11 protein-coding genes are annotated in these 11,182 nt (G+C 59.3%); 2 read left to right on the top strand and 9 right to left on the bottom strand.

Annotation, left to right across the window (positions count from 1 at the left end):
* Positions 1 to 24: 24 nt before the first annotated feature.
* The 7 genes from ACR3EL_RS10340 to ACR3EL_RS10310 all read right to left on the bottom strand — a co-directional run bounded on the left by ACR3EL_RS10340 (position 25) and on the right by ACR3EL_RS10310 (position 6,788).
* A complete protein-coding gene (locus tag ACR3EL_RS10340) occupies positions 25 to 444 on the bottom strand; it encodes a secondary thiamine-phosphate synthase enzyme YjbQ (protein WP_058277404.1) in 420 nt (139 codons plus the stop codon).
* A gap of 112 nt (positions 445 to 556) precedes the next feature.
* The gene (locus ACR3EL_RS10335; RefSeq protein ID WP_170339243.1) at positions 557 to 1,420 is read right to left on the bottom strand and encodes a sugar phosphate isomerase/epimerase family protein; all 864 of its coding nucleotides are present in this window, start codon (positions 1,418 to 1,420) and stop codon (positions 557 to 559) included.
* Positions 1,421 to 1,431: 11 nt separating this feature from the next.
* Entirely contained in the window at positions 1,432 to 2,322 is an 891-nt protein-coding gene (locus tag ACR3EL_RS10330) for an NAD(P)-dependent oxidoreductase (RefSeq protein WP_170339241.1), read from the bottom strand.
* Positions 2,323 to 2,546: 224 nt separating this feature from the next.
* Positions 2,547 to 3,728 carry a mannonate dehydratase gene (uxuA, locus tag ACR3EL_RS10325; protein WP_480721493.1) on the bottom strand — a complete coding sequence of 394 codons (1,182 nt, stop codon included), beginning with the start codon at positions 3,726 to 3,728 and terminating at the stop codon, positions 2,547 to 2,549.
* A complete protein-coding gene (locus ACR3EL_RS10320; RefSeq protein WP_480721491.1) occupies positions 3,725 to 4,777 on the bottom strand; it encodes a Gfo/Idh/MocA family protein in 1,053 nt (350 codons plus the stop codon). The genes uxuA and ACR3EL_RS10320 overlap by 4 nt, the downstream gene beginning before the upstream one ends.
* Complete coding sequence (locus ACR3EL_RS10315; protein ID WP_480721489.1) at positions 4,774 to 5,775, bottom strand: Gfo/Idh/MocA family protein; 1,002 nt, start codon at positions 5,773 to 5,775, stop codon at positions 4,774 to 4,776. Before ACR3EL_RS10315 ends, ACR3EL_RS10320 begins: the two co-directional genes overlap by 4 nt.
* Positions 5,772 to 6,788 carry a Gfo/Idh/MocA family protein gene (locus tag ACR3EL_RS10310; protein WP_170339233.1) on the bottom strand — a complete coding sequence of 339 codons (1,017 nt, stop codon included), beginning with the start codon at positions 6,786 to 6,788 and terminating at the stop codon, positions 5,772 to 5,774. Before ACR3EL_RS10310 ends, ACR3EL_RS10315 begins: the two co-directional genes overlap by 4 nt.
* A 123-nt stretch (positions 6,789 to 6,911) precedes the next feature.
* On the opposite strand from ACR3EL_RS10310, the gene uxaC reads away from it, so the two are divergent.
* Entirely contained in the window at positions 6,912 to 8,255 is a 1,344-nt protein-coding gene (gene uxaC, locus ACR3EL_RS10305) for a glucuronate isomerase (protein ID WP_480722458.1), read from the top strand.
* A complete protein-coding gene (locus tag ACR3EL_RS10300) occupies positions 8,256 to 9,452 on the top strand; it encodes a mannitol dehydrogenase family protein (RefSeq protein ID WP_480721486.1) in 1,197 nt (398 codons plus the stop codon).
* On the opposite strand, the gene ACR3EL_RS10295 is transcribed toward ACR3EL_RS10300, so the two are convergent.
* On the bottom strand, positions 9,439 to 10,302 hold the full coding sequence (locus tag ACR3EL_RS10295) for a sugar kinase (RefSeq protein ID WP_480721484.1): 864 nt from the start codon (positions 10,300 to 10,302) through the stop codon (positions 9,439 to 9,441). The two genes, ACR3EL_RS10300 and ACR3EL_RS10295, sit on opposite strands and share 14 nt — an antisense overlap.
* On the bottom strand, positions 10,299 to 11,180 hold the full coding sequence (locus tag ACR3EL_RS10290; RefSeq protein WP_480721482.1) for a DMT family transporter: 882 nt from the start codon (positions 11,178 to 11,180) through the stop codon (positions 10,299 to 10,301). Before ACR3EL_RS10290 ends, ACR3EL_RS10295 begins: the two co-directional genes overlap by 4 nt.
* Positions 11,181 to 11,182 lie beyond the last annotated feature (2 nt).

The following is an 11,182-nucleotide window of genomic DNA, read 5'->3' as shown; positions in this document are numbered from 1 at the left end:
CAACGCTCCATGTCATCCAAGGCATCACGTCCCGATGTAGTGCACCTTCAATCGGCGTGCATTGGGTGCTTCCCGATGTTCGAACAGGTACAGGCTTTGTACGCGACCCAGCGGAAGCTGCCCCTGTTCGACCGGGATCGATACCTGAGTTTGCGTCAACAGCGCCCGCAGATGCGATGGAGCGTTGTCGTCCTCGGTCGGGCGGTGGTGATACTTGCCTGGTGACTTGGGTACGAGTTTCTCGAAGAACGTCTCGATATCCTTGAGCACTTCGGGATCGGCATTGGCCTGCACCAACAGCGCGGCACCGGTGTGGGCGCACCAAAGTGTCAGCAAGCCCGAGACAAATTCGTGTTCGAACACCGCACGCTGAACGATCCCGCTGATGTCGATGAGGGATTTGCCCGGCGTTTCAATGGACAGGTCAAAAAACTGTTGTTTCATCCAGCAGGCCCTTTCCTTGATTTCACGCGAACGCGCCCAGCTTTCTACATCTCACTTGGCATTCAGCAATGGGGGTCAAACTTTTGATTTTGAACGCATATTGACTGCATTTTCATGCAAACAGGCTTTTAAACTGGTCCACACACAGACGAAAACCATCTTCGAAGTTCCCGTTGCCGGGTTGATAAACGCTTTCGAAAGAAATGACGCCATCATAGCCGTCGGATCTGAGCGCGTCCGCGATGGGTTGGAACAAAGGCGCAAGCTGACCTTCCCCCATGCGGCGCACTTCCAGCGTTGCCCTCGGCGTGTCGACCTTTACGTCCTTGATGTGAATGTGCCCCAGATAGCCGCCGCGCAGTTCTTCGTAACCGTCCGGGTATGCCAGTTCATGGCACCAGCAGTTGTTTCCGGGGTCCCAAAGTACCTTCAACGCATCCTTTGCATCCAACTCGTCAATCAGCTTGCGGGCGGTATAGTTGGAATTGACCAGCGTGCCGTTTCCGGTTTCCACGACAAGCGTCACGCCCTCAGCCCTGGCCAGTTCAACCGCCGGCGCGATCAGCGGCGGCATCGAGTCCCATACCCCATGCGCCACGTTCCACTTCTCGGCGCCGTTTTTTCCCCAGAGTATCTGCTCTTTTCGTTGGGTCATGATCCGAACCAGCGGAGACCCCACGACATGCGCCATGTCGATCACGCGTTTCAAGGCGTCCATATGCCGAGTGTGCAGGTCGTCGCCGGGCCTGTTGGCAGCTGTCATCCCCGCAAAGATATGGCGCGACAGACACGACACAGGCTTGCCCCGGTCGCGCAAAAGCGCGTCGATCTCGGCAATTTCCTGCGGGGAATGGTCTCCGACCTCTGAATCGCCAACGAATTGAAGCTCTGCATAGTCCAGACCGAATTCGTCCATTACGTCCACGGCATGCCGCAGATCGCGGGAAATGCCGTCGCAAATTACACCTAATTTCATGTCCGGTCCCCTCAGCGATGCAATTCTGCGCCAACGATCTCTTCGATGACGCGAGTACACACCCAGTTGTCGCCATTCGGGTACTTGGTTTTTCCGGCGTGAAAGATCTGCATAGCGGATGATGCTGTGTGCATGGGAACGCCCAACGCACCGGCCAGTGCCAGAGAGATCGTCAGGTCCTTGTGCATCGTTGCGATATGGCTGCCAGTAGCCTCGAACTTGCGATCAATGATGTTTTCAAGGGCGGTATTCACAACACCACATCCCGCGCTAGACGATGAGAACACGTCAAGCAATGCTTGACCGCTGACACCGGCTTTGGCCGCCAGGGCCGCAGCCTCGAATGTGGCGGAAAAGATCGATCCGATCAGGGATTGCAGGCAGGCTTTCACGGTTTGCCCGTCACCGGCGTTTTCTCCGACCCGGTGAATGGTTGCCGACACTGCCTGCATGACTTCGGCGTTTTGGTTCAGCACATCCGCAGCACCGGCAGCCATCATTGTCAAAGTGCCGTTCTGCGCGCCGGGAAACCCACCCGAGACCGGGGTGTCGATCAGGTGGATGCCCGAACCCTCCATGTCTTGTCCGATAGCGCTCGCTTCAGCCGGAGTAATGGTCGCCGACAGGATGACCGTTCCGCCTTTGGCCATGTTCGCAACCAGTCCGTCTTCACCCAGAATGACATCGCGGGCCTGATCTCCGTTCATCACCATGACAAACACGCTGGCGGCGTGACGGCCGACCTGTCCCACGCTGTCCTTGACCAGGCCGCCCATGTCGGAAAATGCGGTCATGCGTGTCTCGCTCAGGTCGAAACCGGATGTTTCAAAGCCATTCTTGATCAGGTTCTTGGCAAGGCCGCTGCCCATGTCGCCAAGACCGATTACACCTGCTGTTTTCATTTGGACTCCTCCCGTTCTTCCGTCTTTGCCGTCTGGCAGACGTTTCGAAAAATGATGCCTCAAGGCATCGGTTTTCGCGGGAGTTTCACGCGTCTTGAACAGACGTCGGGCGAGTCCGGAAGACACCCCGCTGCCCGTTTACGTACCGTAAGTAAACGAAGATTGCGGCACACAGGCAAGCAAAGAAGTGTTACTGGCGGAAAGAAACTGCCTGATCTGACGTGTCAGGAAAACGCCGCCATGATGCCGCGCAGTTCCGCCAACCCGCGCATGCGTCCGATCAGCGGATAGCCGGGAGTGCTGTGTCCGCCCAGATCGCTCAGCAGCTCTTGTCCGTGATCGGGTCGCATCGGAATTTGCCAGTCTCTACGTCCTTGAGATTTGCGGCGGCGTTGTTCGTTCATCAGCTCGCGAATGGTGCCGACCATGTCGGTGTCGCCCTCCAGATGCGGAGCCTCATAGAAATCCGGCTTCTGTCTGTCCGACCCCGCGATGCGTCGGGTGTTTCGCAAGTGAACAAAGTGAATCCGGTCGCCATGCCGGCGCACGAACTCCGGCCCATCGAATTCGGAGGAAACACCCAGCGATCCGGTACACAAGGTTGCACCGTTCGCGGGCATATCAACCGCATCCAGTACGGTGCCGTAGTCCTCGGAACTGGACATGATCCGCGGCAGACCGAGCAACGAGAAGGGCGGATCATCGGGATGACAGCACAAGCGCACCCCCAATTCTTGGGCTATCGGGGCGACCTCAGACAGGAAGTCGATGAGGTTTGCGCGCAGCCGGTCACGGTCTATCTCAGCATATGTCCGCAGCAAGCCGCGCACGTCCTCTACGCTCCACTGATCGTTGGCGCCGGGCAGCCCCGCGGTGACATTGTGCTGCAACTGGGCCTTGGAGACATCCGACATGCGCATGAAGCGATCCTTGGCCGCTTGGCGGACGTCGCCGGAATAGTCTTCGGACGCGCCCGGACGTTCGAGAATATGTATGTCGAAAACTGCAAAATCGGTCAGATCGAACAGCATGGCCGTTCCGCCATGCGGCTGTGGGGCACGAAGGGCGGTGCGCGTCCAATCCAGGATCGGCATGAAGTTGTAGCAAACAACTTTGACGCCACGGACGGAGAGGGCCCTGAGGCTGGACTTGTACGCCTGCAGATGCTCGGCCATGTCTGCCGACTGCGTCTTGATCGCCTCGGAGACTGGCAGGCTTTCGACAACGTCCCAACTGTACCCGGCCGCGGCCATAACGGCCTGCCGGTCGGCGATGCTCTGTTCATCCCAAGGCTGTCCCGGCGGGATGTGATGCAGCGCGGTGACGATGCCCTGAACCCCGACTTGATGGAGATCGGCCAGGGCGATCGGATCCTCGGGTCCGAACCAACGCCAGCATTGTTTCATGGCAGCCATCCTTCATACAGCGGGTGATCGGGCATGATGGGAAGGGCAACGCGCTGCCCGGTGCGCGCCGCGTGATAAATCGCCGTCACAAGGCCGATGGACGCAGCGCCATCTTTCAGCGTAACGGCCGAATTTGCCTCGGACCGCAGCGCTTTGCCGACTTCGGCAAAAAACCCTTCGAACCCCGTTGGCTCGGCAGCGGCAGCGGCGAGAGCCGCGTCGATAGCGGCTTGATCCGCCGGGTCCCGCGCGACGAATGACCAGGGCGTTTGACCCGGGGCATAGGGTTCGGTGCCAGAGGTGGCGGTCAATTTTTCAAAGACGAACCGCAGGCGGGTTTCATCCGTGGCAGCGCCCAAGGTGATGTTGCTTGTGCACAAGGCTCCGGAAGCCATGCCAAAGCAGATTGCGGCACAGTCTTCGGTCTCGATCGGGTTGACCCGCGTTGTGGTCATTGCAGACACCCAGGCGATATCGCCCGCGATATGTGTCAGCAGATCATGGTTGTGGATGGCATGGCCCAGCACTGCGCCGCCGCGTTCGCCGGCCCAAGTTCCCCGCCACGGCACCGCGTAATAGTCCGCCCCTCGGGACCAATGGGTTTCAAGCGCTGCAGTTTGGACCGCTCCGGTCAGGCCTGCGCGCTGCAGGTGGCGCAGTTGGGCCAGTGATGGGCCCCACCGGTATTGAAAAACCGGAAACACATGCTTGCCCGCGTTGCGTTCGACTGCCGTGATCCGATCCACATCCCGCATCGAGGTCGCAAGAGGCTTTTCGCAGACAACGTGTTTTCCTGCGGCCAGTGCCGCAAGCGTGGTTGGTACATGCAGATGCGGCGGCAGGCAGATGTCGATGACATCAATCGCCGGATCATCCAGAGCATCCTGAATGTTGGTCAATGCTCGAAAACCCGAGTTCTGCCGTATTTGTTCGATCCGGTCCGTGTTCTGGTCGACCACGGCGGCTACGCGAAAGGTGCCGTCTAGTTGTTCCAAAGCGTCCAGATGTTGCGCACCGATACCTGCGCCGAGGATCGCAACGTTGATCATCTGCGTTCCGCCATTTCCTGCGCGCGCAGTGCCAGTTCCATGACTGTAAAGCAGTGGGTCTGCGTCATTGCGGTTTGGGTCCGGTTGCGAATGTCATCGGCCAGGCGCGCAAAGTAGGGGAGGCCGGCGTCGGATGCGTCGGTCTTTTGGCAGGTTTCTCCGTTGACGAGGATCAGATGATCTGTCCCCGTGGCTCCCCCCACGTCGACGTATTTCCGCAACTCGATATAGCCTTCGGTGCCCAGGATCGTCAGACGACCATCTCCCCAGTTTGGCAGGGCATCTGGCGTGAACCAGTCAACCCGGATGTACCCGGTGCCATTCTCGCCGCGCAGATTGACCTCGCCGAAATCCTGCAATCCGGGATCCTTCGGGTTTGCGTAGTTCGCCACATAGGCGTTCGTGATTTCTGCGCTTTTTGAACCTGTGTAATGCAGGAACTGATCGATCTGATGTGAGGCGATGTCGGTCAGAATGCCGCCATAGCGGTCACGCCGGAAGAACCATTCCGGCCGGGTTGCCCGGTTCAATCGGTGCGGGCCAAGTCCGACCGTCTGGACCACGCGCCCGATGGCACCGGCCTCGACCAACTCGGTGGCCTGGGTGCTGACGGGCGTTTCGAACCGTTCCGAAAAATTCACCGACCAGATCCGACCGGTGTCTGCGACCGCTCTTTTGATCTGGTCGAGTTGCTCGAACGTCGTGCAGCCCGGCTTGTCGCTCATGACATCCATGCCGTTCTGCATGGCGCGGACCGCCAACGCGGCCCTATCTGCCGGTATCGCTGAAATCAGCGCCAGATCCGCCCCGCAGGTCAGGGCGTCTTCCAGTCGGGCCAGCCGCGGAATATCGGGAAACCTTTTGACGTAGCCCGCCAGCGTCTCCGGATCGCCCTGTGTCCAATAGCCTACGCAGTCTACGCCGATTTTGCGCATGTTTTCCGTCATGCCATAGATATGGCGGTGGTCCAGGCCAAGGGCGACGCAGGTCAGGCTCATGAGATGACTCGTGTTTTCTGGCCGGTTCGATTGGCGATCTGCATCGCGTCGATGACGGCGTGGGTCAAAAGGGCACTGCGTCCTGTGGCCATAGGTTGCGTTCCACTGGAAACGGCCTTCGCGAAGTCCTCGATGACCGCTTGGTGCCAGGCATGTGTGAACGCCATGGGATCGGCCCCTCCGCCTGTGGCGGCGGTTTCGCCGACCGTGGATTTCCGGCCGTCGAGAGTGGTCAAGGTCAGGACACCTGACTCCAGATGCGCTTTGGCGCGCGTGCCCTGGATCGTGATGGACTCAGCAGCCCCGGGATATTCGGCGGTAGTTGCCATCAACGTTCCCACCGCGCCGTTGTCCATTTCAAAGACTGCACCCGCCCAATCCTCGGCCTCGAGATCGTGTAGTGGAGTTTTTCTCATCACGGCCTGAATGTCCGAGATCGGCCCCAGTAGCCACATCGCAAGGTCAAGCGTGTGGATCGCCTGCGAGATCATGACGCCGCCTCCGTCACGTGCATAAGTGCCGCGACCCGGTTCGTCATAGTAGCTCTGATCGCGCCACCAGGGGACACGGATCTCCACCGTGGCGATCGTGCCCAGTTCCCCCTGTTCGATGGCCGATTTCAGCGCCTGCGAGGCGGCGCGGGCGCGGTGCTGAAAAACGATGCCCAGCGGTACGCCAGACACCTCGCACTGCTCGACAATGGCTTTCGCGGCGCCCAGCGTTCTTTCAATGGGCTTTTCCATCAGGATCGGCTTCGAAGCGGTCGAAAGAATCTGTACCAACTCTGTGCGCTGATCGGGCGGGGTTGCGATGATCGCAAAGTCGACCTTTGGGTCGTTTGCGATTTCCTCGACCGAGCCGAATGCGCGGGTATCGTTTCGCCGCGCGAACTCAGCTGTTTTTTCAAGATTGCGCCCGAGGACTCCGGCAAGACTGAGGCCTTGATCCGATGCCCGAATGGCGGCGACATGCGTGCCAGAAACCATCCCCAAACCAATCAGCGCAATATTCATTCAGTCCCCCGGATCACCCGGTCAGTCTGCGGGTTCGAACGGGAAAGATGCAACCATTAAAAACTGTGTTAACAATTGCGGGTAGCAGTATCGGAGGCAGAATTGACTGGCAATTTGAATGGGATGGCAGAAGACCTGTACTTGGGCATCAAGGACCTGCCGATCGTGTCTCCGCATGGTCACTGCGATCCGGGGTGGTTTGCAACCGATGCGCCGTTCCCCAACCCGGCAGAGCTGTTGGTGGTTCCCGACCATTACGTGTTCCGTATGCTCTATTCGCAGGGAGTTCCCTTGTCGGAACTCGGCGTTGGGGAAGAGGGGCGAAAGAAGGATCCTCGCGCCGTTTTCCGCACCTTTGCCGAACATTGGCATCTATTTCTGGGAACGCCTTCCCGGATCTGGATGAACTACGTGCTGCATAAAACGCTGGGCGTGTCTGAGGAGTTGTCTTCGCGTACGGCAGATCTGATCTACGACAAGATCGCGGAAAAGCTGGCGCAACCCGATTTTCGCCCGAGGGCTTTGTTCGACAGGTTCGGGATCGAGGTTCTGGCCACTACGGATTCGGCTCTCGACCCTCTCACACAGCATCAGGAGATCCGTGCAAGCGGTTGGGGCGGGCGGGTTGTTCCGACGTTCCGCCCGGACGGGGTTTTGGATGGGGCGGACCCGGAGTTCGTACAGAACCTGAACAAGTTGGCCGAGCTGACAGGCTGCGATCTGGACAGCTATGATGGCTACCTCAACGCGCTGCGGATGCGGCGGGCTTATTTCGTCCAGCTTGGTTGTACCGCCACGGACCACGGTATCGAACGCGTACAGACCGAGTGGCTGGAGGACCCGGATGCGCTTTACCAACAGCTGAGACGGCGGGAAGGGACCGAACAGGACGCGCGCCGGTTCTATGGGCATATGCTGATCGAAATGGCGCAGATGTCTGTCGATGATGGTCTGACCATGCAAATACATGCAGGCAGCAAGCGCAACACGAACCATGCGGTAATCCGGGACTTCGGAAGGGACAAGGGGGCCGACATTCCAATCGCGATGGATTGGGTCACGGGCCTTGAGGCGCTGTTGAACCGGGTCGGAAACTCAGCGGAACTGCGCATCATTCTGTTCACACTGGACGAAGGCACCTACGCCCGTGAACTGGCCCCTATGGCGGGACATTGGCCGTGCCTTCGGATCGGGCCGCCTTGGTGGTTCCACGACAGTCCGGCCGGGATTGCGCGGTATTTTGATCAGGTCGTTGAGACGGCCGGGTACTACAACCTGGCCGGATTCAATGACGACACACGGGCTTTTCTGTCCATTCCTGCACGACACGACCTCTGGCGGCGGGGCGTGGCGATTCATTTGGCCGAGCAGGTTGCGCGCGGTTACTTCGGTCGGGACAGTGCCGAGCATCTTGCACGGTTGTTGGCGGTCGATCTGGCGAAACAGGTTTATGGATTGCAGAGTTAGATGGGTACAATTCTTCACTTCGGCCTCGGAAACTTTGCCCGGGCGCATTTGCTGGACTACACCGATCAAGCGGGTGGATGGGACGTTGTCGGCGTCAGCCTGCGTTCATCCTCGGTTCGGGATGGATTGGCCCGACAGGGTTTCGAGTACGATCTGTGCGTACAGGGGCAGGGCGTCCGGCGCATTAAAGCTCTTCGCGACGTTCTGGTCGCGCCCGAGGATCGCGCAGCGATTTTCGATGCGATGGCGGATGCCGAGATCATCTCGGCGACCGTGACCGAGAAAGGTTATCATCTGGATACCGCGGGCAAGCTGAACCTCCAGGACCCGGCCATTGCCGCCGATCTGGCAGGGCAGGGGCCCGCGACTCTGATCGGGTTTCTTGCCTTTGGTCTGGCGGAACGGCGCAAGCCAGTGACGGTGCTGAGCTGCGACAATCGTATAGAGAACGGAAAAACGCTCGAGACGGCCGTTTTCGATTTCGCGAAAGCAGCCGGTCTGGACGTCAATTGGGACGCCGTTCGCTTTCCCAACGCGATGGTCGACCGGATCACCCCGGCCACCACGGACGCAGTTCGCGCAATCAGCGGCGATCCCATGGCCGTTCCGACCGAGGCGTTCTCTGAGTGGGTGATCGAAGACAATTTTGCCGGACCGCATCCGGATTGGCCGGGCGTGCAACTGGTCGATGACGTGGCCCCGCACGAGATGCGAAAGCTGCGCATGTTGAATGGGGCCCATTCTCTGTTGGCGTATGCCGGGTTGGAGCGGGGCCTGACCTACGTCCACGAAGCGGTTCGAGACCCGGCTCTGCGCCCGCTTGTTTCCGAGTTGATGAAGGATGCGGGCGCAACGCTGCCGGCTGCGGTGCAAGCACAGGTTCCGGACTATGCCGAGGCTCTGTTGCGCCGCTTTGAAAACCCCGAGTTGGCGCATCGTCTGGACCAAATCGCGATGGATGGAAGCCAGAAGCTGCCGTATCGGTTTGTTCCCACACTTCGTGAGACCGGCTCTCAGGCGGTGATCGCGGGTATGCGGGCCTGGGTCTCCTATTGCCTGTCCGAGACCGCCAAGGGCAGGGCGCTGAACGATCCGTGCGCGTCGGAAATCGCTTTGGCTGCCAAGCAGCCAGATCCGCTAGTGCCGCTTTTGCGTCTTGTCGGAGCCGAGGATCTCGCGCCGCTTATCCGGGAATGATCGCGCCGCGGAACTGAACAACGGTGGATGCCAGATTGTGTCCAGCCATCAGGGCCTCGGCCTGTGATTTCCCAGTCAGCAACGCCGCGAGGTACCCACCGTTGAAACTGTCGCCCGCCGCGGTCGTATCCAGCACGTTTTTGGCAGGCTCATAGGTTTGGTCAATGCTCTGACCAATGGACAGGGGGCCATTCTCTCCGCGCTTCAACGCGCCGACTCCGTGATGACCCGCAAAGCGTGCCGCCACCTGATCGGCGCTTTCCCCGAACAGTGCCATCTCGTCGTCGATGGATGGCAGGGCAATGTCAGCACGCCGCCAAAGCCGTTGATTGATCTGTCGGGCGTGTTCAACGCTGTCCCAAAGACGTGGACGAAAGTTGCTGTCATAGACCAACCGGACTGAAGCGCCTTCGAGCCAGTCCAGAAGCGCAAGCCTTACCGAATGCGGTAGAATGGCTACCGAAATACCCGACAAATACAGCACGTCATAACCGTTCAACGAGCTGAAATCGTGATCGGCAAAAAGCTGGCGGGCGGCCGCTTCGCTGCGCCAATAAGTAAAGCTGCGTTCACCGTCCGCAGAGGTGGTGATCGCGTACAGGCCCGGAGAGGCATTCGGAATGATGCGGATGCCGGATGTCCCGATGCCATGGCTGGCGATGAAGTCCGCGATGCGCCCCGAGAACGGGTCGTCGCCCAAACATGTCACATACTCCACCTGCAGATCAGGCGCTGCGCGGTGCATGTAGATGGCCGTGTTCAGCGTATCCCCCGCGACGCCCACCTTTGCGCCGGTTTCCAGCATGGACAATTCGATCATTGCTTCGCCGATGCAGGCAATTCGCGTCATTTCTTTTCTCTTTTCCAGATGATGAGACCGGCAGCCATGATCAGCGCAGCCCCTGCCAACGTGAATGCGTCCGGTACCGTGTCAAAGAACAGATAGCCCCAGATCGCAACGTAGATCAGGAACGAATAGGTGAATGGCATCAACTGGTTCGCCGTTCCGAAGCGATGCGCGTTCGTCAGCAGTTGATGCCCGCACCATCCAAAGACGCCAAGACTGATCAGGACGATCAGGCTCCAGGTGTTTTCCGGTTGGATCCAAAACCAGATGGCGAAGGGCAGCAGGACCACTGTACCGGTAAGTCCGAGGTAGAATTGCATGGTGTCCACGGCAACAACCCCCGACAGCCTGCGCGTCATGATCGAGTACAAGGCCAACGCGGTGGCATTGTAGACGATCAGCAGCATGGTCGGATGAAAGGCCGAACCAAACGGCCGCACGACAACCAACACCCCTAGGAAGCCCAGGATGATAGCCGCCCAACGCCATGGGCCCACGCTTTCTTTCAACACAAAGACGGACAGAAAACACACAATGACCGGGCTGGAAAACATGATTGCCGACACGACGGTCAGGGGCAAAAACCGCAGGGCATAAAAGTTGAAAACAGTCGCCGAGATCAGCAGCAAGGCCCGGCTTATCACCTGCCAAGGGTGGTCCGTCTTGAACCGGCCGGCCTCGATCCCGCCCTTGGCGATCACGCCCACTGAGATCACGAAGTGCCCTGCATAGCGCATGAACGCCAATTGAAATGCCGGCACGCCGGCCAACGCCAACCATTTGGCCCCAAGGTCTACCAGCGAAAAGAACAGCCACGCCGTCAGCATCAGCACGATGCCCAGGCGCGGCAGGTCCGCAGTGGGGTTGGCGGTGACGGCCATCG

It is taken from the genome of Ruegeria sp. BJ3 (assembly GCF_056535665.1).
Note: the sequence above shows the minus strand (reverse complement) of the source record. Positions and strands in the feature narration are given on the sequence as shown.